The organism is Algoriphagus yeomjeoni, assembly GCF_049821175.1.
In the GTDB taxonomy this organism is placed as follows: Bacteria; Bacteroidota; Bacteroidia; order Cytophagales; family Cyclobacteriaceae; genus Algoriphagus; species Algoriphagus yeomjeoni_A.
The window spans coordinates 1,645,515-1,669,546 of sequence record NZ_CP187512.1; the positions used below are offsets into that span (position 1 = coordinate 1,645,515).

At 41.3% G+C, this 24,032-nt stretch carries 17 protein-coding genes; 14 read left to right on the top strand and 3 right to left on the bottom strand.

The window, feature by feature from the left end:
* The first annotated feature begins 1,077 nt into the window (after positions 1-1,077).
* The 3 genes from ACPUEN_RS06545 to alr are packed head-to-tail and all read left to right on the top strand — an operon-like array spanning position 1,078 to position 5,456.
* Positions 1,078-2,301 (top strand): ATP-grasp domain-containing protein, encoded by a 1,224-nt coding sequence (locus ACPUEN_RS06545; RefSeq protein ID WP_111611248.1) that lies wholly within the window; start codon positions 1,078-1,080, stop codon positions 2,299-2,301.
* A gap of 15 nt (positions 2,302-2,316) precedes the next feature.
* Complete coding sequence (locus ACPUEN_RS06550; protein ID WP_425639307.1) at positions 2,317-4,305, top strand: hypothetical protein; 1,989 nt, start codon at positions 2,317-2,319, stop codon at positions 4,303-4,305.
* Entirely contained in the window at positions 4,299-5,456 is a 1,158-nt protein-coding gene (gene alr, locus ACPUEN_RS06555; protein WP_425639308.1) for an alanine racemase, read from the top strand. Before ACPUEN_RS06550 ends, alr begins: the two co-directional genes overlap by 7 nt.
* Before the next feature lie 635 nt (positions 5,457-6,091).
* On the opposite strand, the gene ACPUEN_RS06560 is transcribed toward alr, so the two are convergent.
* Positions 6,092-8,539 (bottom strand): GumC family protein, encoded by a 2,448-nt coding sequence (locus tag ACPUEN_RS06560; protein ID WP_425639309.1) that lies wholly within the window; start codon positions 8,537-8,539, stop codon positions 6,092-6,094.
* Between the two features lie 6 nt (positions 8,540-8,545).
* The gene (locus ACPUEN_RS06565) at positions 8,546-9,355 is read right to left on the bottom strand and encodes a polysaccharide biosynthesis/export family protein (protein WP_425639310.1); all 810 of its coding nucleotides are present in this window, start codon (positions 9,353-9,355) and stop codon (positions 8,546-8,548) included.
* A 309-nt stretch (positions 9,356-9,664) separates the two neighbouring features.
* On the opposite strand from ACPUEN_RS06565, the gene ACPUEN_RS06570 reads away from it, so the two are divergent.
* The 11 genes from ACPUEN_RS06570 to ACPUEN_RS06620 all read left to right on the top strand — a co-directional run bounded on the left by ACPUEN_RS06570 (position 9,665) and on the right by ACPUEN_RS06620 (position 20,006).
* Complete coding sequence (locus tag ACPUEN_RS06570; protein ID WP_425639311.1) at positions 9,665-10,048, top strand: DUF423 domain-containing protein; 384 nt, start codon at positions 9,665-9,667, stop codon at positions 10,046-10,048.
* Positions 10,048-11,340: a D-alanyl-D-alanine carboxypeptidase gene (locus tag ACPUEN_RS06575; protein WP_425639312.1), complete on the top strand. Its 1,293-nt coding sequence runs from the start codon at positions 10,048-10,050 to the stop codon at positions 11,338-11,340. Before ACPUEN_RS06570 ends, ACPUEN_RS06575 begins: the two co-directional genes overlap by 1 nt.
* Positions 11,341-11,737: 397 nt before the next feature.
* Entirely contained in the window at positions 11,738-12,778 is a 1,041-nt protein-coding gene (locus ACPUEN_RS06580) for a S66 peptidase family protein (protein WP_425639313.1), read from the top strand.
* 11 nt (positions 12,779-12,789) lie between these two features.
* Positions 12,790-13,518: an SGNH/GDSL hydrolase family protein gene (locus ACPUEN_RS06585; protein ID WP_425639314.1), complete on the top strand. Its 729-nt coding sequence runs from the start codon at positions 12,790-12,792 to the stop codon at positions 13,516-13,518.
* A gap of 334 nt (positions 13,519-13,852) precedes the next feature.
* Complete coding sequence (locus ACPUEN_RS06590; protein ID WP_425639315.1) at positions 13,853-14,536, top strand: DUF4377 domain-containing protein; 684 nt, start codon at positions 13,853-13,855, stop codon at positions 14,534-14,536.
* 9 nt (positions 14,537-14,545) lie between these two features.
* On the top strand, positions 14,546-15,157 hold the full coding sequence (locus tag ACPUEN_RS06595) for a fumarylacetoacetate hydrolase family protein (protein ID WP_425639316.1): 612 nt from the start codon (positions 14,546-14,548) through the stop codon (positions 15,155-15,157).
* Entirely contained in the window at positions 15,144-17,018 is a 1,875-nt protein-coding gene (locus ACPUEN_RS06600; RefSeq protein WP_425639317.1) for a M23 family metallopeptidase, read from the top strand. Before ACPUEN_RS06595 ends, ACPUEN_RS06600 begins: the two co-directional genes overlap by 14 nt.
* A gap of 24 nt (positions 17,019-17,042) precedes the next feature.
* Entirely contained in the window at positions 17,043-17,492 is a 450-nt protein-coding gene (gene bcp, locus ACPUEN_RS06605) for a thioredoxin-dependent thiol peroxidase (RefSeq protein WP_111611258.1), read from the top strand.
* A gap of 13 nt (positions 17,493-17,505) precedes the next feature.
* Positions 17,506-18,357 carry a transketolase gene (locus tag ACPUEN_RS06610; RefSeq protein ID WP_111611259.1) on the top strand — a complete coding sequence of 284 codons (852 nt, stop codon included), beginning with the start codon at positions 17,506-17,508 and terminating at the stop codon, positions 18,355-18,357.
* 37 nt (positions 18,358-18,394) lie between these two features.
* Positions 18,395-19,363 (top strand): transketolase family protein, encoded by a 969-nt coding sequence (locus ACPUEN_RS06615; protein WP_425639318.1) that lies wholly within the window; start codon positions 18,395-18,397, stop codon positions 19,361-19,363.
* 106 nt (positions 19,364-19,469) lie between these two features.
* Positions 19,470-20,006 carry a GNAT family N-acetyltransferase gene (locus ACPUEN_RS06620; protein ID WP_425639319.1) on the top strand — a complete coding sequence of 179 codons (537 nt, stop codon included), beginning with the start codon at positions 19,470-19,472 and terminating at the stop codon, positions 20,004-20,006.
* Positions 20,007-20,061: 55 nt separating this feature from the next.
* On the opposite strand, the gene ACPUEN_RS06625 is transcribed toward ACPUEN_RS06620, so the two are convergent.
* The gene (locus ACPUEN_RS06625; protein ID WP_425639320.1) at positions 20,062-23,997 is read right to left on the bottom strand and encodes a T9SS type A sorting domain-containing protein; all 3,936 of its coding nucleotides are present in this window, start codon (positions 23,995-23,997) and stop codon (positions 20,062-20,064) included.
* Positions 23,998-24,032 lie beyond the last annotated feature (35 nt).

Sequence of the window (24,032 nt, forward strand, 5' to 3'; positions counted from 1 at the left end):
AAAAATTACCGTTGGCATGGGGCTTCACTAGCCCGGTGTTTTAACACCGGGATAAAAAATCAAGCACCGACCCAGCGCTGGCGCACCATCGTTTATTTGGAATGCGAAAGTAAGTGCCAGCAAGATGGATACGGGAAGATGATGGGTAACGATAAGTCCGACCTCTGGAGAAGCAAGACAAAAGCTGATAAGAAACCATTCGTGACCACACGAACTAGGGCGAGAAGATAAGGACTGAAACCGAAAAAATTACCGTTGGCATGGGGCTTCATTAGCCCGGTGTTTTAACACCGGGAGAAAAGATCAAGCACCGACCCCGCGCTGGCGCACCATCGTTTATTTGGAATGCGAAAGTAAGTGCCAGCAAGATGGATACCGGAAGATGATGGGTAACGGTAAGTCCGAGTTCTGGAGAAGCAAGACAACAGTTGATAAGAAACCGTTCGTGACGACACGAACGGGGGCGAGAGTTTCATTTCAACGACCAAAGGAAAGAGAAATCTCTAATCAACTCCATTTTAGATTTCTCCTCGCATTTAATGCTTTGCACAGTTCAATAGATCAGGATGCTCGTCGAAATGACATTCGAATATAATCGGGACTGGCTCATGAGGAGATAGCCTGTCCCGATAACTCAGTGTATTGAGAGTTAGGGTGAGGTACAATATGAAATTGTAGCAATCTAGCTTGTTTGTTTTGAAGAACTTTCCCGGCTAGGTGAAGTCATATAACTCGTGAGGAATTGATCTGATTTATATTAGTCTGAATCGAATTTCTATGATTTTGGCTAAAGCCGGGATTTGAAATTGATGATTCTTTGGAATGGGCTAAAGCCACATTTCAATTAATAGGGTTTCGAATCAAATTCCCTATCCCCACCCCTTCATTCTATTATTCTAAGAAACTACTGCACTCAGCGAAGGGATTGAAAATAGATGGAACGATCTAGGTACAAGTCTCCTTGTAAATACGGGTGTCCTGATCTATCTGACAATTCTGTCTATTTCCCTTAACACTTTCCGTGTTGTGCTTGGCACCAGATTTTAAAAGATTTTTAACCTTAACCTTAATTTAATAATGGCTAAATGTTTCGCATTAATAGGCTGGAGTTTACCTGTAATAGAAAGTATGCAGAAGACCGGAAGACCTTTTGTAGTAGTTTCCTTCGCAGATTTTGAACCCTACGCTGCTGAAAATAACATTCCTTTTGTTTCCTATCCTTTGGACGAGTGGAGTGATACCTCAAACTCGATAGACCTTTTTGAAAAACTGAAAGCTTTCGACGTAGATGTGGCTGTGCCGCTTTACGAAGAGACTGTAGAATGGGCTGGAGCGCTCAATTCCATTTATCGTGGAGATCCACGTGTTCTCAACCGAGCTTTCTTGTTTAGAAATAAAGCAATGATGAAGCGAAAAGCACTGATAGGTGGTTTACGCGTCGGACTTTTTGAGGAAGTATTCAATAAGGAAGGTGTAAAAGCCTTTATGAAGCGACTTAATCAGGCCAATCTACAAGTAGATGGAGAGGAAGATAGTTGGGTGCATATCAAACCTTTTGCCTCTGCAGGAACTGTAGGACATAGACTTTTACGCTCTTTAGCAGATGTAGATGAGAAATGTGAAGACTCTGATTTCCCTTGTTTGGCAGAAAGTCACTTGCCTGGGCGTGAGTTTTCTTGCGAAGCATTTGTAAATAAAGGAAAAATCAGATTCCTCAATATCACTGAATATGTGAAACTAGGTTACTCGAATTTTATTCCAGAAGGAAAATACTTGGAAAGCAAGCGTGACTTGATCCATAAGGAAGTTCAAAAGATGATTGACATCTTTGGAATAGAATATGGTATGGTACACCCAGAGTGGTTCTTGACAGAAAAGGATGAACTGAACTTTGGAGAAACAGCCTGCAGAATTCCAGGAGGTCATATTTTAGAGCTTTGTTCCAAATCCTACGAATTTGATGCTTTGGCTGCCTTTGTAATCTCGCATGATCCAAATATCACGGAAGAAGAGCTTGATGAAATCTTCCCAGCGAAGGACTTCAAGCCTAAAAACTACCATGGAAATGTGATGATCTATCCTCACAAGCGTCAATTCTCCAAACTTGAAATTCCTGAGTCTCTAAATAACGAGCCATACTTTGTGGAGCACTCCCTAATAGCACCATATGAAGGGCAGAAGCTAAGCGCAGATCGTGATGGATTTGGCAATCACTTTGGTACAATTAATTTCAAAGGTGAAGACCCAGACCGTATGACTGAGTTGCTGAAGCATTACGAGAAGGAAGAATTTTACGTGTAAATTTTAAAGCAATAAATGGAATTAACGTCCGATAAGGTATTTACTAATTTTGACCTAAGTCTCCAGGAGTTTATCGACTCAGGAACGCTTACCAAAAAAGAAAAAGCCGCAAAATTAGCCAGTCATATCGATATACTAAGCTTGACCAGATCTGGTCTTGCTTTTTTATATAGTAAAAGTGTAGAACTCGACCGTGCTGAATTTTTCAAAGGAACATCCTGGAATGATCCTGATAAGCTTGTTCCGTATTTGGTGAAAGGAACGCTTAAATATGGGCACCCCTCCTCAAGTTTTGAGACTCTTTCTGAGCTTAGAATGTTACGCTTTGCGAAAGGTGAGGATGTTCATGAGGTGGTTTCGGCAGAGGATGCACAAAGTTTCCTCGAGGAAGTTATAGTGCATAACCTTGAATTTGCTTTGCGCGAGCCCACTGAAGAAACGCGTATGAGAATGCCAGAACGGGAGTTAAAAAAGGCATTTAATCTCTTCGGATTTATCATGTCTGAAATGGACCTGAACGGAGTCTATGAAAAACTGATAGAAGAAATACGATTGATCTGTGAACAGCGACCAATTCGTACCTCAAAAGCCCGGGAGCTGATTAGTCTGGTAAACAGAAGGTTTGATACCTCCGGAAATTCGGAAAAAGATAAGGCAATACGTGTTTACATAGATGCCCTTTACTCTCCTTCAAAAGGAGCAAAGGCAAATGAGGGCAAGGATGCTTACAGTGAATTTTTGAAACATGCTGATGAAAAAACCCTAGCAAATGAGGCCCTTGAAATGGGAGAACTCATGAATGCAACAGGTCTGGTTAGTGGCTATCAGGCAATTTTCTTGAAGCATATAGTAAATGAGTATGAGGATCTGGTTCCCATCTGTTTAGATTTAAATGATAGAGGAGTTGCGGAATGGGAAAAGTACTCAGAGTTGGTTTCTTCGCTGATTTTGGAAACTGTAAGCTGGGATAACTGTCAGTGCATTTACGGTTTGGCCAGAATGCTAAGAAAGAACCTGTTTTCCAGAAGAGCTGTTCGGGTAGGTTTGGAAAATCTACGCCGGATTAAGGTTAACCCTCAAGTAGAAAAAAGGATTTTGAAATCCTTGAGTGATCCTGATACAGAGGTAACGGCATTGCAATATTTGATAGGGGGAACGATCAAAGTACTGGGGCAGCCTTTAGGTGTGGGTCAGGGCAATAATCCTACCTGCCAATCAGCCCGAGGCATCAGCATGTGGAGTCAGCATTCACCGGCAAAGTTGATTGATATGATCATCACCGTGTCAACTCAGAATAACCTGATTATGCGATTTGAAAATCAAAATTTGATCTCCAATAACCTGATCAAAGGCTTACTCGATCAATTGGATTATAATTTGGATGTGGTGTCAGTTGTTCTAGTGCCTCATTTGGACAAAATCTACAATGAGATGATGCGGCTGTCCACTGGGAGGCTAGACGATCCGCATAAATGGGTCAATCCTGCCATGTATGGTCAGTGGATTCAGGTGGGTTTTGCTTCTTGTTACGACTATATGAGCAATTCTATCATGGATTTCCCAGGCTATGAACGAATTTTTTATGCAGCATTTCATCCTGATTATAACGGCAACCAACACATGGTTTACCCTAACCCAGTTGGGATTTTCATCACTAGTAATAAGGGGGACATGATTGGATTTCATGCAGTTTCTCTTTTGAGGGTGGAGAAAAGCCCTACCGAAGAAGTTCGAGCATATTTCCTCAATCCCAACAATGAGGGCAGACAGGATTGGGGACAGAATATTTTGCCCTCAGTACATGGCAAAGGTGAAAAGAAAGGGGAGTCTTCCCTACCCTTTTACCAGTTTGCGGCAAGAGTTTATGCATTTCATTACAGCACTCTGGATGTCAAAAATAGAATTAATGAGGTGCCTACAGAAGAAATACAAAAAGTAGAGAAGCTGGCGCGTGAGAGTTGGGGCAAATCTTATATGTGGAATCAACAAACGAAATTATGGTAAGACACTCGTCTAGAATAGAGCTTAGTCAATCCTCACTTACGAATAATATAAACTTCATTAAAAAGAAAGTTGGTGAAGGAGTAAAAATATCCTCTGTGGTCAAAGCAAATGCTTATGGTCATGGGATTAGGGAATTTGTGAAGATGGCTGAAAAGGCTGGAGTAAACCATTTTGCAACAGCATCGGCATTCGAGGCGGAGGAAGTTTTGGCTGCAAAATCATCTAGCAGTGATGCCATGATTATGGGAATTCTATACGATGAAGATATCGATTGGGCAGTGGAAAACGGAATAGAGTTTTACGTGTTTAATTACGCAAGGCTACCATTGGTTCTAGAGTCAGCCAAAAGAATTGGAAAGCAAGCAAAGGTTCACATTGAAGTAGAAACTGGCGCCAACAGGACAGGAATGACTAAGGGAGAATTTCCTGCAACCCTAAGTTTTCTTAAAAAACATACAGAAGAGATCGCTTTCAAAGGGCTATGTACTCATTTTGGTGGGGCTGAAAATTTCTCTAATCAGTTTAAAATTACTTTGCAGCATGAGCGGTACAAAAGCTTCCTTAAGCAGTGCAAGCAAAAGAATATTATGCCGGAGCTAAGACATATTGCTTGTTCTGCAGCAGCATTGGGCTATAAAGATACTGTGTATGATATGGTGAGAATTGGAGTGGCGCAGTATGGGTTTTGGCCGAGTCCTGATATTTATTACATGCATTTGCAGGAAACTGGCAAGCAGTCAGATAGTGCGCTGAAGCGGATTTTTACCTGGAAAACTGATGTGATGGATGTTCGGGATGTTGATGCAGGAGAATTTATTGGCTATGGAACCTCCTATCAAGCTTCTCAAAACATGAAAGTTGCCGTGATGCCGCTGGGCTATTGCAATGGCTATCCCCGAGCTCAGTCCAACATAGGTCATGTGTTGATCAAAGGAAAAAAAGTCCAGATTGTGGGCCTCATCAATATGAACCTTTTTATGGTAGATGTATCAAACCTTTCCGATGTAAAGGTGGGTGATGAAGTAGTGCTTGTAGGAAGGCAAAATAATAATACCATCAATATCAGTTCCTTTTCTCAAGTGACCCAGTTGCTGAATAATGAAATGCTTAGCAGGCTTCCTTCAGCTATTCCTAGAAGGATTGTTAAGTAGGGAGTTTTAGAAATAAAGAAATTTTAAAGCTTTATGATTTTCCGCAATGATGCCAGTCACCTTAGATTCTTTGCTTGGTTGGAAGGCCCCTGCCCGAACTGCAGGTGGGGATGACCGAAGATCGAAGCGGACTCAAAGCTAGAGTATACCATCTATTAAGTCGCTTTTATCTATTTACTGGTAACAAAGCGGATATACATATAAAGTTTATTCGGAATGAAGCAAAGTTCATGGATTTCCGGACTTCATGGTATTATTTGACTTGAATCCAGCTTCTGGAGAAGCAGGACAACGGTTGCTGGAAAACCGTTCGGGACGACACGAACGGGGGCGAGAAGATAAGCACTGAAACCGAAAAAATTGCCGTTGGCATGGGGCTTCACTAGCCCGGTGTTTTAACACCGGGATAAAAGATCAAGCACCGACCCAGCGCTGGCGCTCCATCGTTTATTTGGAATGCGAAAGTAAGTGCCAGCAAGATGAAAACGGAAAGGAACAGGTAACTATAAGTCCGGCTTCTGGAGAAGCAGGACAACGGTTGCTGGAAAACCGTTCGGGACGACACGAATGAGGGCAGAGCAAAAAAAATCGCAGACTTTCATCTGCGATTTTAAGAATATAATTTTAGCAAAAAGCTATTTCCTCCTCAATGCCCTTTTCCACCAAGGCAACTGTACCTCTTCGTGGTAGCCATAGGAATTATTTCCATAGCCATAACCATAGCCGTAACCATAGCCATAACCGTAGCCCTTATCTATATGCACATCGTTAAGGATACCGTAGATTTTGGAGACTCCACCTTTTTCAATCAGGTTATTCAAAATCTGAGTATTCCCTTTCATGGAGTATCCTTGACGGAAAACATAGAAACTGATATCAGCAAAACCAAATAACTCCTTAGTCTCAGATACAAGACCTACAGGAGGGCAGTCAAAAATAACCACATCATACTCGGCTTTTATCTCTTTGATAATCTCCCCAAACTTATCCTGAAGCAGCAATTCTGCTGGATTTGGAGGAATAGGACCTGAAAGAATCACATCCATATCTTTGTGACCTGTCGCTTTAACTACATCTCTCCAAGGAGTATCAGAGCTAAGACAGGTACTCATTCCCTTATCATTAGGAAGATTAAAATCCTCAGCGATTTTAGGTTTTCTCAAATCTAAACCAATCAGTAAAGTCTTTTTGCCCATCAATGCATACACTGAAGCAACATTGATAGAAACAAAGGTTTTACCCTCTCCAGAAATAGAAGAAGTAAAAAGTATAGTTAGGTTATCCTTATTAGGACTCAAGTAAGACATATCAGCTCTGAGTGATCTAAATGACTCAGTCACAGTTGATCTAGGATTATTCATTACGGGAATCGCATCCTCTGAATTATTTCTTCCTATCATTCCTATCAATGGCACCTTGATTTGATTCTCAAGCTCCTTAGGATCCTCAATTTTGGTATTAAGGAAATCCTTGATAGTAATAAAACCAATTGGAAGAATTAGGCCAAGAATTAAACCGATGAGCAAGTTTAAACTTCGTTTTGGTGCTACTGGAATTGCACTAGCTTTAGCATAATCTAAGACAGTATTCTTTGGCATATTGGATGCCATTGTGATTTCAGCCTCAGCCTTCTTCTGCAAAAGGTAGATATAGATATTTTCGTTAATGCTAAACTGACGCTGAATACCTATCAGGTTTCGTTCTGTTTCAGGTAAGGAATTAACATCCACATCTAACATTCGAATCTGGGAATTCAGATCAGAAATTAAATTTTGCGTATTGCTTATTGCTGAATTCACATTCTCCTGCAATTGCTTTTTTGTATTCTGCAGTCTTGTAGCATTTTCTCTTACAGCTGGAGCTTCATCAGTGAAATTTGCAGTCAGTCTATTTCGTTCTGACTGCAATTCACTATAGGCCTGAACTAAGGAATTCAATAATGGGTCAGTAACGCCTACAATAGATGGTGCCACCATATCACCTGACAAATCAGAAACCAAATAATCTCTAAGTGTTTTGTAATATTTTAAATTAATCTCTGCCTGCCCCTTCTGCTTTTCCAATTCCTGCATTCTTTCAAAGATCACGGAACCTTCCTCAGAGAGATTGAAAACCTTATTTTCAGTTCTATATTTTTGCAATTTGTTTTCAGAGAACCTTAAGGAATCAGTAATTCCTGAAAGCTGCTCGTCAATAAATCTCACTGTATTTTCAGAAGCCCTATTCTTTTCATCTAACTCTCTAGCCAGATACATTTCCATCAACTTATTGATGTAATCTTCGCCCAATCGTCTTACTGGAGTTTCTAAGCTTAATGAAAGTATTGAAGCTTGTTTATTGATAGGTGTTACGGCAAGTTCTTCTTTGTATTTTAAAGCAAGAGATGGAGTATCTACCAAATTAAACTGTAGGATATCCCCAGGTAAAGCGGCTATTTGATTTATAGTAAAGGAGAAATTCTCACCGGAAATTTCCTGACCAAAAGTGTAAACAGATTTTGACAAGGAAACCTCTTGCTCTGGAATGGTCTTATAAAAAGGGTCATTTGGATTGTAAATTCTAAACTCCTCGTTTTCAACTGTAAGTTCAAAAGACTCCTCACTAATAACTTCCAATTTAAACCGCCCTCCCACTAGCTGAGGTTTTTTCCAGTCAACTGTTACTAGTATTGGTAATTTATCGTAAATCTGGGATGTAGTAACAAAGCCCTCCTTATAATATTGAACATTTAAATTAAGGTCGGTAACTGCTTCCTGCGCTAGAGAAAAGGACTTTAAAATTCCAATTTCATTTTCAATATTACTTTTACCTTGGAGCATCCCTAGACCAGAGGATTCAAACAAATCTGTACCCAAGCTAGGCTTATCATCCACTACTAGGATACTTGACTCTACCTTAAAAATATTAGTAGCATACCTGTTAAAGAGAAAAGCTCCTAAAACACCTACAAACATGCATGCGATAATCAATACCCAATATTGCAGGTAATTGAATAGTAAAACTTTTAAATCAATTTCGTCCTCTTTTTGTACCATAAAAGGATTCTGCCCAGAATTGGAAGGATTTGGGGTATTCGGGTACATATATACTTATTTGAGTAAATTTAAGATAAGGGCTACAGAAGAAACGCCTGCAAACACCAGAGCTAAGGTTTGTGCTGTATTTTCACCAGTACCAGTTTCTCTCACTTTCATTGGTTCCACATAAAGTTGATCATTTGGCTGAATGAAGTAGAAAGGTGAGGCTACAATCTGCCTATCCAACAAATCAATTCTATGCAATCTAGTTCCTTCAGGATACTGTCTAATTAGCAATACCTCATCTCTTTTGGCCACTGTGGTTAAATCACCGGCATTCGCGATGGCTTCAAAAATCGTCATTCTATCCTGCAGGACCACAAACTTTCCTGGTCTTCTAAATTCTCCTAAGGCAGAGTAACGAACACCCCCAAGCTTCACTTTAACATAGAGTTCACTGGTCACATATTTTCGAAGACTTTCTTCTATAGTAACTCTTGCTTCCTCTAAAGTTTTCTCCTTAACATTCACATTACCAACAATTGGCAGTCTAATGTTACCACTTTGATCAACGGAATAGCCCGTCATATAGTAGATATCTCCTCCATTTTGAGCAGAGACATTTCCCATTTGACCATTCATCTGAGTGGCTTGATTATTAAAGCCCATAGACAACAAATCATCCACTGTCTGTATATTCACATCAATGATATCATTGTATTGTAGCTTGTATTCAGGAATTTCGTAAGTAATTAATTCTCCGTCCTCTATAGGTGTATTTTCCTCAAGATTTTGCAGATAAATGATCTTCTCATTGGAGATACAGCCAAAGGCCATTAAAAAAACAAGGGAAAACGATAGCCCCTTCAACAACTTCCTCATATATATTTTTTTAACATTTCTCTACAAAAACTGCGCAAACTTAAACATTTAACCTCAAATTGTACTCTTTTTTATGATTTCGATAATAAGAAGCTGAATTTCACTGGCTTTTTTCAGGAAGGAGGTTTTTGGGGTGATTTAGGAAGGCATTCTTCATTTGACTTCTTAACAGGTAGAAATACCAAAGGCATATTTTGAATTAGTGGAATAATTCTAGAATAGGAAGTATTGCGTAATTTCGAATTTAGAATGCTAAATGTTGAATAATGAAGTTCGGCACTGAAAGGTAAAATTGATATAGAGGAAGTAATGAAAGGCAAACAGATCATAAAAACAGGAGCAGTTTTTGGAATGCTGGCAGTTGGCATCGGCGCTTTTGGAGCACATGGATTGAAAGATATTTTAGACGAAACCGGAAGAGCAGAAACTTTTGAAACTGCTGTCAAGTATCATTTCTACCACTCTCTGGCAATATTCCTAATTGGAATACTGGCTTTAGTCAAACCAACCTGGCACAAGCTTAGCACTGCAGCAATGCTAATGGTAGTTGGGATAATAATATTTTCAGGATCACTCTACTTTCTTTCTTTGACAGGAATCACTTGGCTGGGAGCAATCACTCCATTAGGGGGAGTTGCTTTTATAGCAGGCTGGATTCTTATATTTCTCGCAGCTTCAAACAAGAATGACTAATGCAGAAAAAACTATTCTTATTCTTCCTTTCCCTTTTCTTTTTCAACTCCGCATTTGCTCAACTCAGCAAGAATCAATATATCAAACTGGAGTCTGCACTTGGAGAAACTAGCTTTTTCAATGGTCATCTGACTGGTTTCATGCTGTATGATCTGGATTCTCAGCTGGTTCTATATGAGAAAAACAGTCATCAGCGATTTATCCCTGCTTCTACCACCAAGCTTTTCACCCTTTTCTCATCTCTAATAGTCCTAAATGACAGCACCCAGACTCTTCGCTATACAGCTGATGGAAAGACCATAAAAATCTGGGGTTCAGGTGATCCAAGCTGGAAATACAAGGAGTTATACCAACCTGATTTTCAAGAGTTTTTAGCACCTTTTGATCAAGTAATATTTTCGGATGCCAATATGATGTCTCCTGCCTTTGGATATGGTTGGCAATGGGACGATTACTATTACAATTATTCTGCTGAGCGATCTTCCTTACCCATCTTTGGAAATCTGGTACAAGTAAAGAAAGTAGGAAATGCACCTAGGGTCTTCCCTCCCATTTTTCAGGAATCAGTTTACCCTACTTCGCGAACAATACGAGAATTGGAGCGGGACTTTCATACCAATAAATTCTATTACAATCCCAACAACTTCAGGGCAAGGGAGGAGTTTATACCTTATATATATAGTCCTGAGTTATTCGTGAAACTTGCCTCAGACGCCACTGGCAAGCAATGGATCTATCAACCTGACAGTTTGCCAACAATTCATAAAGAATGGCGAGCTGCACCACTCTTTCCCATCCTAAAGGAAATGATGCTGGAAAGTGATAATTTTCTTGCTGAACAGCTTATGCTCATGGTTTCAGATCGCCTGTTTCAGCGGCTTGACACTGAGCGGGCAATTGAATTCATGCTGAAAACTTACCTTTTTGACTTACCTGATAGCCCTCAGTGGGTGGATGGATCTGGACTAAGCAGGCACGATTTGATGACTCCGCGGACCATGGTAGCACTTTTTGAAAAAATCTACAGAATGATGCCAGATAACGAGCTTTTTGAACTTTTGCCGGCAGGTGGTAAAGCTGGGACATTGGAAAATAGCTACAAAGCTGATCAGCCTTATGTTTTTGCAAAGACTGGCACCATGAGCAATAACCATAGCTTAGTCGGCCTGATCAAAGGTAAAAGCGGAAGATATTATTGCTTTGCTTTCATGAATTCCAATTACCCATGGAAAGCTTCTGAGGTGAGACGAGAAATGGAGAAAGTGATGGTGATGGTGAGAGATATGATTTGATTTACGATTGACGATTTACGATATACGATTTACGATATACGATTTACGATTTACGATTTGGGATTTACGATATACGATTTACGATTTGGGATTTACGATTTGGGATTTACAGGATCAACGCTGGTATTGAAATTTCAGAGTAATGAAAGAACTGAAATCATTTTATAACAATTGCTGTTCGAGATTTGCAGTTTCGGAATTCGATTGGTAGCAGGCATTTGGCAAATAGGGCGAAAGTTTTTTTGCCCCTAATGTGTTTGGGGAAATCTCTGAGCGCTTTGCGGTTTTAATCCATTTTACCTCAGAAAAAACAAAACCTTCGAGGTTCTGGAAACCTCAAAGGTTAGGAAAATAAAAATCACTTATTTTCACGTTTTAGAATAAACCAATCTGCCCAATGCAAAAACGCGCTTTTCTTAAATCTCTTGGATTACTTTCTGCTTCCTTACCCCTAATTTCTTGGGACAGGGCACATCCGTCTTTTGATCCCAAAACACTTTTGCCGAAGGCGATCAAAAAAGGCGACACCGTAGGTCTGATAGCTCCGTCTGCTGCCATGGCAGATCGAATGCAGTTTACTTTTGCGCAGGAAGCATTGGAGGCGCTTGGTTTCCAAGTGAAACTTGGAGCAAATCTCAAAAACAGATACGGACATCTGGCTGGAACTGATGAAGAAAGAGCTGGTGATCTGAATGAGATGTTTGCCGACAAGGATGTTAAAGCGATTATTTGCATACGTGGGGGCTCTGGTGCGGCGCGGATTTTACCTATGATAGATTACAAGTCAATTGCAAAAAATCCAAAACCACTTCTTGGGTACTCAGATATCACGGCTTTGCACTGCGCGATTCATGCACAAACCGGCTTAATAACTTTCCATGGCCCTATGGGCTCAAGTACCTGGAATAGGTTCAACGTGGAGCAGTTTGAGAAGGTCTTTATAGAAAAGGAAAAGGTAACTTTTGAAAATATACATGCAGAAAGCGATGACTTAGTAGTCAAGTCAAACCGCATTCAAACGCTTAAAGGTGGAACTGCAGAAGGAAAGATATTAGGAGGCAACCTGACTGTACTGACCGCGATATCCGGTTCCCCTTATTACCCAGATTTCAAAGATGCTATTCTTTTCATCGAAGATGTGGGAGAAGACCCCTATAAAATGGACCGTATGATGAGTACGCTAAAACTCAATGGCACGCTGGATCAAATCAAAGGCTTTGTTTTCGGGCAGTGTTCGGACTGCGAACCTGGCGGAGGATACGGATCTCTTACGCTGGACCAGGTATTGGATGATTATATTTTACCCTTGAATATTCCTGCATACTCTGGCGCGATGATTGGGCATATTTCCAAGCAATTTATAATTCCAGTTGGTGCCAATGTCCAAATGGATGCCGACAAAGGAACCATTCGCCTGCTTGACTCCGTATTTCAGTGAAAAAAGCCAGTATGAAACTTTCACTACTCACATTCGCAATTTTAGGGATTTTTTCCTGTAAAAGCTCCAATAATATGCTTCCAGATGATTCTGACAAACCTATGACTGAAAACCCTACAGACAACTCCGATCGACTTTCCTATTTGGCACTAGGCGATAGTTATACCATAGGCGAAGGTGTCAGCGATGCTGGCAGATATCCAAGTCAATTGATCGCTAAACTGAACAGCGACACTGATAAGGAATGGGCTGCGCCAAAGGTCATCGCACGCACAGGCTGGACAGTGGACGAACTTGAAAAAGGCATCACAGCGGAGAATATTGAAGGAAATACATACGATTTGGTCACGCTATCCATAGGGGTCAACAATCAATATCGTGGTCTTCCGATAGAAAAATTTGCGGAGGAGTTTGAAGTGATGCTCTTGAAGGCAATTAGTTTTGCTGCTGTGAATGAAAAGCATGTGGTGGTTTTGTCCATACCAGATTGGGGAGTTACTCCTTTTGCAGCAAAAAGTGGCAGAGATCAAAGTAAGATCGCTCAGGAAATCGATGCTTACAATAGCATTAAAGCTGAAATCTGCGAAAAGAATGGGGTAACCTACATTGACATTACCGAACAATATCGAGCTTTAGGTAGGCAGGAAGAAATGCTTGCCGCTGATGGCCTGCATCCAAGTGCAAAAATGTATAGCCTTTGGACAGAAAAATTAGTTGAACATATAGTTTCAATTTATTAGAGAACTAATTAGGCTTGATAAGACATAAGTATAAAGACATAAGTATCTAGACATAAGTATCAAGATATCAGTATTAAGATTTTAGAGTCAAGAATCAAGATGCTAGAAGCAAGAATAAAGCATAATCTGTCACAGGAAAAACGTTGTCTGAGAACCAAAGACTAATACATGTAAACTTTTAAGCTATGAAATCGAGCCTGCCTAAGGCAGAAATGCATGACTAATAACTGCACACACTGGGATGCCCCGATACATCGGGGAAGCGTTGCGAGATCCCATCCCGTTTCCTTCGTCACGGGACAGGTTATGACCATTGAAAAACAATTATAAACAGATGAAAACTATCCTATTTCTATTCATCAGCACCATATTGGCAGCAGTAGCATGTGAACGGCAGTCGGAAGAAAACACAGAAACTTGGTGGATCAATTCTGCCAAAATGGATTGCGTTGGCGAGGGGCAAATGTCATGTCTCGAAATACAAAAAGGGCCTGAAATAAAACCTGGAGAGTGGGAGTTATTCTATAGTTCTATAGAAGGTTTCGACTATGAGCCAGGCATTATTTATCAGATCAAGGTGAAGGTCACTGACAGAGAAACGCCTACTCCGGCTGATGCTTCGTCAAAAATATATGAATTAGAAGAAATTTTGAGCAAAGAATCAGACCCAGCTTTACGATTGACTAATATCTGGAAAATCACTAAGGTGGGCGACATAGAAAACCCAACAGGATTCAAAAACAATGAGTCATTGACCTTCGAGTTTAATGCTTCGAACAAAACCTATGTAGGAAAAATGGGCTGTAACTCTGTGCGTGGTGAGATCAAGGAAAATGATGGTGAGAAACTTCTACTTGGCTCCGGCGCATCCACGATGATGGCTTGCCCTGATATGACTATAGAAAACACTATATCAAAAGCTCTGATAAATACGCGAGGATATAAACTGGAAAACAACCAACTTTACATGATGAATGAATCAGGGGAAACCTTGATAATTTTCCAAGCTGTAGATTAACTACCATTTATGAAAATCATTTGCATTGGCCGAAACTATGCGGCACATATAGAAGAATTAAAAAATGAGACCCCTGGAAATCCAGTTGTTTTTCTAAAGCCAGACACCGCGTTGCTGAAAGATGGAGCTCCATTTTTCTATCCTGATTTTTCCAAAAACATACATCACGAAGCTGAGCTTGTTCTGAAAATATCCAAGCAGGGAAAATACATTCAGAGGAAGTTTGCTCACAGATATTTCAGTGAAATTGGGTTCGGTATTGACTTTACAGCGCGGGATTTACAGGATCAGTGCAAAGCAAAGGGCTTGCCATGGGAGATTGCAAAAGGCTTCAATGGAGCTGCCCCTATTGGAGGCTTTAAATCCGTAGATGATTTTGAAGATTTGAAGAACATAGATTTTCACTTGACCATCAATGGAGAAACACGTCAAAAAGGAAACACTTCTTTGATGCTGTTTGACTTTGGTACGATCATAGAGTACGTTTCTCAATTTTTCATGCTAAAAACTGGAGATCTGATTTACACAGGTACTCCTGCAGGGGTCGGCCCTGTGCAGATCGGAGACAAATTGGAAGGATTTATTGGGACTGAAAAGTTGTTGGATTTTGAAGTTAAGTAAACTAAGCTGCACACTTTTATTTCTCGGATTGATCGCTATTCCTCATCTCTATGCTCAGGAGATTGACAATAGTTATTTTATCAATCCTATCAATCCCGGTACCCGAAATTATCTAGCTGGAAACTTTGCTGAGCTCAGACCCAATCACTTTCACACAGGTTTGGATTTCAAAACTGGCGGCCAGGAAGGTGCCAGCATTTTGGCAGCAGCAGACGGTTGGGTCCATAGGATCAAAATTTCTTCGTTTGGCTATGGTAATGTGATTTACCTGAAGCATCCAAACGGCATGATTACCTTATATGGCCATTTACGAAATTTCAATAAGGAGTTAAGCGATTACATGCGCAAGAAAATGTATGATGCAAAAGCAATTGAATTGGAGATCTATCCTGAGCCGGGGGAATTGCCGGTAAAGCAGGGTCAAAAGATAGCGGATAGTGGGAATACAGGTGGTTCTGGAGGACCACATCTACATTTTGAGATTCGCGATAGCCTGGATCGGGCGATGGACCCTCTCCTATTTGGGTTTTCCGATATAGTAGACAGAACAGCTCCAGTTCCTCAAAGTATAGCGATTGTGCCGCTGAATATTGATTCCCGGGTGAATGGAAAATTCGCCAGACTGGAAGTCAGTCCAGTAGCAAGCGGTAGCAATTATCGCCTGCCTAGTGAAGTTAAAATCACGGGAAAAGTAGGAATAGAAATCCGTGGCTATGACCAGCTTGATGGGGCAAGTAATAGAAACGGTTTTCCAACTTTTAAATTAACCGAAGACACAGTGACCATTTTAAATTTGACTGTGGACAAGGTTGATTTTAACTTTACCCGTCAGTTTCTTCAGCACACGTATCAGAATCGCTACACCAAACTCTATTATCAGAAGAATCTAAAGTTTGACTTTATTAATCCTAAAACTGAGAATGCTGGACACTTAGCCTTAGAGCCTGGGGTAAAGAAAGATTACAAATTAAAGTTGATTGATGCTTATGGAAATGAGCGTCAGATCAGCTTCACGCTGCAAGGGCAGGATTTGGAGACCAATGTGAATGATGGCCTAGCACCCTCCAAAGCTTCAATTAATTACATCAACAATATCCTGAAAATCAAAGCTCCAATCTCTCCGAAGGGTGGTTTGGCGAAGTTTGAAGTAGGATCTAATTCCTTTGAAATGCTTCCCGCCTATCAGGATGCAAACAGCCGAACTTACCTCTGGGACATGGAGTTTGGCATACCTGAGAAAATTGATATCTGTACAGAAATACTGCTTCCGGGTATCAATGCATTGATTCCTGCAGGAAAGGAAACATCCTATTCAGAGCAAAATCTGCAGATGAATTTCAGTCGTGAGACGGTACTAGACAATTTCTTTTTGAGAGTTTCCCAAACTGGACCTGCTACTTCACCTAAGCTAATTATCAACAGCAGCCAAGAATACCTATGGAATGCGGTGAATATTTTTTGGAATGTTCCTTCGTATTCCGGGAATAAGGATCGCTCTCATGCTTACTATACTTCCGGTAATTCCAAATCATTTTTGGGAGGAACCTGGACTGGAGACACCTTAAATTTCAACACTAGATCTCTTGGAGAAATCTCCATTTTGCAGGATACTAAAAAGCCAACAATTCAGGTGATCCGCGTTAATTCCTCAGATATGCGCTTCGTAATACGGGATGATTTATCCGGCATTGACACCTACGAAGCCTATTTAAACGGCAAATGGATTTTGATGAGATATGAGTACAAACAAGCCGTGATTTGGTCAGAAAAACTCGAAAATCAGCCCTTCAAAGGAGAAGTTTTGCTAAAAGTTACCGATAAAGCTGGCAATACTGCTGAATGGAAAGGAACGATTGGTTAAATTAGGCCCCCTAAACAATAGCATATGAACTTAGAAAAAGGCCAAATGGCCCCAGATTTTGAAGCTAAAATTGAAACAGGAGAAACCATCAAGCTTTCTGACTATCGCGGGAAAAAAGTGGTTCTCTATTTTTACCCAAAAGATGCTACTCCAGGATGTACGGCTCAGGCATGCAATCTTAGAGATAATTACGATGCCTTGCTCAAAGCTGGCTATGTGGTTTTCGGGGTGAGCTCAGACGCTGAAAAATCTCACCTTAAATTCAAAGAGAAACAAGAACTGCCATTTTCCTTGATCGCCGATACTGATTTGAAAGTTCACGAGGCTTTTGGTACTTGGCAGGAAAAGTCAATGTATGGAAGAAAATATATGGGTACTGTACGTACCACTTTTGTAATAGATGAGGAAGGTAAAATATCCGAGATCATCGAAAAAGTAAAAACTAAAGATCACACAGCACAAATCCTAAATTAAACCTATATCCCTAATGGAAAAACAAACAATCGAACAACTCGAAGGTACTGCATCTCAGGTACGTAGAGACTGTCTCCGCATGGTACATGCGGTTCAATCCGGCCACCCCGGAGCATCACTTGGTTGCACTGAGTTCTTTGTAGCTCTTTACTTCAACCAACTCAATCACGATCCTAATTTCAAAATGGAAGGAAAGGGTGAAGACCTATTTTTCCTTTCCAATGGACATATTTCTCCAGTATGGTATTCTGTACTTTCCAGATCAGGTTATTTTTCTCCTGAGGAAATGAACACGTTTAGAAAACTAAATTCCAGACTTCAAGGCCACCCGGCAACAGAGGAAGGACTTCCGGGGATTAGAATCGCATCCGGTTCTTTGGGGCAAGGAATGTCAGTAGCAATCGGAGCAGCTCAGGCGAAGAAAATCGATGGAGATGACAGCACTGTATTCGTTCTGATGGGCGATGGAGAGCAGGAAGAAGGTCAAGTATGGGAAGCGGCTATGTATGCTGCTCACTGGAAAGTGGACAATCTAATCGCTACAATTGATCTTAATAGACAGCAGATTGATGGCCCTACTGCAGAGATCATGGACTTGATCGATCTGAGAGCCAAGTATGAGTCTTTCGGATGGGAAGTTATAGACACACTTCAGGGAAATGACATGAAATCCGTAGTAGAAGGTCTGGAAAAAGCAAAAAGCCTAAGCCGAAAAGGAAAACCAGTGATGAACCTACTTCACACTGAAATGGGCTTTGGAGTTGATTTTATGGTAGGAACACACAAATGGCATGGTATCGCTCCAAATGACGAGCAATTAGCTGATGCTTTGGGACAGTTACCAGAAACAATTGGTGATTTTTAATCAAGGCTATTTTTAGACCATTCAACGAAAAGAAAACATGGAAAAGACATTGGATTTAAAATTCAACTATACAGAAAAAAAAGACACACGTTCAGGTTTTGGAGACGGCTTCCTGGAAGCTGGTCGCAGAAACCCAAATGTGGTTGGACTTTGTGCCGATTTGATCGGTTCATTGAAAATGGGAGCTTTCCAGAAAGAATTTCCTGAGCGCTTCTTCCAGACTGGTATTGCAGAAGCAAACATGATGGGTATCGCGGCAGGTATGACGATCAATGGTAAAATTCCTTTCACAGGTACTTTCGCCAACTTCTCTACTGGTCGTGTGTACGATCAGATTCGTCAGTCTATTGCTTACTCTGGCAAAAACGTAAAGATTTGTGCTTCTCACGCTGGTTTGACACTTGGAGAAGATGGGGCAACGCACCAGATTCTGGAAGATGTGGGCATGATGAAAATGCTTCCTCACATGACGGTAATCAATCCTTGCGATTACAATCAGACGAAAGCTGCTACGATTGCAATTGCAGAATACGAGGGACCTGTTTACCTGAGGTTCGGTCGTCCATCTTGGCCAATATTCACAGATCCTGCTCAGAAGTTTGAGATCGGTAAAGCTTGGAAAATGATCGAAGGAACTGATGTGACTATTTTTGCTACCGGCCACTTGGTCTGGGAAGCAGTAGTAGCTGAAGCGATATTGAGATCTGAAGGCATCTCTGCTGAAGTGATCAATATCCATACGATCAAGCCGTTGGATGAAGAAGCAATTTTAGATTCTGTTGCAAAAACTGGTTGCGCAGTATCTGCCGAAGAACACCAATACAATGGTGGTCTTGGCGATAGCGTAGCACAAACGCTAGCAAGAAACAATCCAGCTCCTATGGAATATGTAGGTGTAAATGACAGCTTCGGCGAGTCAGGGACTCCTACTCAGTTGCTGGACAAATACGGATTGGATGCAGCGAATATCGTAGCTGCAGCTAAGAAAGTATTGGCTAGAAAATAGACTGATACTAATGCAGCTTCTAGAGAAGCAGCATAACAAATAAGACCACAGTCAAATGGCTGTGGTTTTTTATTGTTTTATACATTAGGAAAAGTTTCAAACTCAAATGATCACCATCACTACCGAACTATCTCTCAATCCATTAAAACTTGAAGACCAAGCTTTGCTTTTTGCTTTGATGCAGACAGTTTATAAAACTGCATATCAGGACTTTTGGACAGACCAAGGCGACTGGTATTTGGACTTATGCTACAACTATGAAAACCTTAAAAAGGAACTTTCCAGAGAAAGAAGTCACTATTTCTTTGTGGAACACAAGCAGGAAATTGTTGGTATTTTAAAATATGAATTTCCCTTTTCTCCCAGAGAAGTTGAGATTCAAAATGCAATGAAACTCCATCGACTCTATCTAGATCAATCGGTTCATGGTATGGGAGTAGCAAAAGAGTTGATGGATTATGTAGAAAAAATAGCCAAGGAAAATAGTTTAGATTTTATATGGCTAGAGGCGATGGTAGAAAAACCTCAAGCAAAACAGTTTTATGAAAAAATGGGATTTGAATGGGTTTATACCTACCAGCTGGATTTTGAACGACTTCTTCCTGAGGTTAGGGGAATTCAGATCATGAAGAAAAAGCTATAAAAAAAGCCTCTCCTATTTTACCAGGAGAGGCTTTCAACTTTAAGAGTTAGACCCTTTACTTTTTAATCAATCGCTTGTTCATCACAAGCTTTCCAGTTTTCAACTGTACTGTGTATAAGCCTGGACTTAAGTGGTCAATATTTATTTGATGTTTAGAAATTCCATTTTGGACTCTTTCATCTTCAAATACCAATCGTCCCACGGCATCATAGATTCTGATTCCCACATTCATGCTTTGCTCCAACTCAACTTCCAAGTTTACTTCAGAACTTGCTGGATTTGGGAACATTGTGAAATCCCCGAATCTAGGCTCTCTTGTCAGTTCTATAGATCGCTCTATAGTCTGTCCAGCTCTATCAGTACTGAATACCCTTAGTTTTGAACTGGATGGGATGGTAGCACCCTTCCAGATGAGCGATCTGCCTACCAATTCAAAGTCAGACTGCTGTGCTATCGTGTAAGTATGCTGATCATCTACCGGATCAATGGTGCTCAAATCACCGATTACAGTACCTGCAATGATATTTCTTAGGAGAATAGAATTGCTCAGGATAATATCAGTTGCCAAAGGCTTGTCTGCCACAAGTACATTAACTGTAATTGGTTCATCAAGTGCAAACCATTCGTTCTCCTGCACATTAACTTTCAATTCATAGAGCCCAGCTGCTAATGGATTGTAGGATTCAGTATTGATAGTCAACTTGATTCCTTTTCCATCAAACCATCCAGCACTCATACTAGCAATCTTTTTCTCTATTACTTCAGATGGTGTGTTCCAAGGAACTTCTACCAAATCGGTGACAACTCTCTTATTCTTGCCTTTTGCCTCGTGGATTGCAATGGATCCGCCACCCAAGACTGTTGCAGCATCTGAGTTATCATCAGCACCTTTACCGTTGTCATAGATGATTCCTGATTCACCCCAGATTTTAATTCTGAATTCATCCGGAGCAGATCCACCGTTATAGTCTCCATCTAGTGCAACTAAGGTGAATTTATAGTCAGGTTCTCCATTGATAGTTCCTTCTCCTCGATAGGTAGCTTTTTTACCGGATATCACCAAAGTGCCTGATTCATGCAAAGTAGACTTGAAGTTCAAATCTCCAGCTTTAAATTGGAATTCAGTATTACCGTCCACCTGGCTTGAACCCTTCTTGTATTTCGATACAAATCCAAAGTTTGCTTTACCGGTTAGGCTTTCATCAGCTTTGTAGGCACCTTCTGGAGACATAATCCAGCCACCGCCGGTGACAAAGTTTCCGTTAGGATCATAAATCGGCAGATAAGCCACAGATTCAACAAGACCTGTACATTCCTCTATAGTAGCTTTTACCTTATAGACAACTGGCAGGCTACCTAAATCATAATTATCTGATAGATTGATTGTTGCCAAACCTGAAGCATCAGTTAAAGCAGGTCCCAAAGCAGGTCCATTATCTAAGTAGAAAGTTACGGCTACTCCTTCCACAGCCGGTGATACAGTTGCTTTCAGAACGGCATCACTTCCTAACGGAACAGGAGTACCTGACTCGGAAGCATCAATGGTTAAAGGTACATTATCAACTATTGTCACCGTGGCATCTGCATTGGCTGTATTACCGACTGCATCCGTTACGGCTACCGAAACGATATTGTCTCCAAGGTTGTCGCAATCAAACGTGAAAGATGTTGGGCTAAATTCCACACCGCTACAGTTATCAGTTGCAGCAAAAATATCAGTTGCCTGCAGCGTCACTGTGTTGTTTAAGCCAAGTACTGCCGTTGGTGTCGGCGTAATCAATGTGATCACTGGAGCAGTCACATCCTTTACGATTACATTCTGAATAGCTGAAGTGCTATTCCCATTACCATCATCAAAGTTCCAACTGATTTGGTAAGTGCCTTGCTCAGTATATTCAGTCGGATCATTAGTCGTTCCTGGGATTGTACCAACACAATTGTCTGTGGTGGTTGGGGCATCTACTGTTACACTGCATTCACCTGTCGCATCAGCCAAGACTGGGGTCACCGGAGCTTCTGCATCTAGTACGGTAACCGTGAAGCTCTGCTGTACTGCTTCGTTGCCCGCTGCATCAACCGCATCTACAAATACAGTAGTCGTTCCTACTGGAAAAACACTAGTAACCGAGAAATCGCCAATTGAACCTGCAGAACCTAGGCCACTTAAGGTCATCAAGCCCCCTTTTCCGATGGTGGTACAATTGTCCGTAGCATTTACCGTCACCCTGACAATGGCACTGCATACACCCGGATCATTATTCACCGTGATGTCAGCTGGTACCGTCACTACGGGAGCAGTGTTGTCTTCCACTATAATCGTCGTGATAGCCTGAGAAGTTTCCAATCCATCGCTTACGCTCAATGTCACGTTGGTCACGCCCAAGGGATAAGGACCGGCAGGGCTTACCGAGAAGGTAAGTGGATCGCCATCTGCATCAGTCGAACCTCCATCAAAATCAGCAGCGATAGCTATACCCTCACAATTTGCATCAGCAGATATTGTTAGAGGTTGCGCAACTGCCACTGGAGGCTGGTTGCAAACACCATTCGGGTCAGTTATCGTCACCTGATAGGATGCAGAGGTTTTATTTCCTGCAAAGTCTTCAAAAGTTAAACGGATGTTAATAGTACCTACATTGGCACAAGTATAAACTTCTCCATTAGAAACAATAGGGGGTTCGAATTCACAGTTATCATACTGTGAAACAAGTACTCCGTTAGTAGTGGGATCGGCATCTGCCGTTCCATCAGGCCCGATTTCTAAAATTACGTCCCGAACCACTAAAACTGGAGGTGTAGTATCTTCCACAGTAATAGTCGTTGCAGCTGTGCTTGACGCTCCTTTTGAATCTGTAACCGTCAGGAGCACATTAGTCACGCCCAATGTATAAGGTCCTACAGGACTGACCGAGAAGGTAAGTGGATCGCCATCGGGATCTGTCGAACCTCCATCAAAAAGAGTAGCGGTAGCCGTACCCTTACAATTTGCATCGGCAGAGACCGTAAGAGGTTTCGCTACTGCTATGGGTGGAATATTAGGATTCAAAGTAATAATGATTTGACCATTACTTCCGTTACCACCACCTTGTAAACCCGCAATAATCGATTCATTTGTTGCATTACTATGCACAAAGGAGCCGCCACCGCCACCGTTAACAAAGTTTAGTATACTAGTAGAAATAAAACCGGCACCGCCACCATCTGATCCACTTCCACCACTATAACCACCACCGCCGCCACCACCACCGTAGCCAGCGTCTACACCAGTTCCTCCTGTTCCTCCTTTTAGGATTGCTCCTCCTGTTCCAGGTCCAGCGCTTGGTAAATCTCTAATGATATAATTACTTTGTCCATTAGCACCGCTATTTAAATAACCGCCGCCGCCGCCGCCGCCAAAGCCATCACCGCTACCCAAGCCAGAAGAGAAAAAAGAATACCATTCTCCTCCGAGTCCTCCGGAACCATTTGAGCCTCCAGGATTAGGGGAATTATCCCCTGGTCCAGAAGTGCCACCTATCGTAGAACCCGTTCCACCAAAGCCAGCAGCAGTACCACCGCTACCACCACCACCTCCGGCGATGATCAAGGGATTGTTCATAAAGTATACCGCAGAGGCATCTCCTCCTCCAGGGGCCTTACTCACCTTTGCAATTCCATTCTCACCAATTCCCGAAGTTTCATTGGTTCCAGCTGCACCTAATCTCAGTTCTAAAACATCCCCTGGGCTAACTGAAAATCTACCTATTGCCTTAGCGCCTTTTCCTCCGTTTAAAAATGAATTACTAAATCGACTTTCTAATCTTCCTCCCCCATCTGCCCCCAGGACCTCAATTCCCACAGTAGTCACCCCGCTTGGGATAGTATAAGTTTGAATAGGACCACCCGTATAATTGAAATTCAGGATTTGCCCTTGCACTGTAGGAATTAAACAGAATGCTGAAATAAACAGAAGGCATATTTTAAATTTGATCATGAGTAATTTTCCTGTCATTTCTTTTTGGTTTTAGTGCAAAATTTATTTGACCT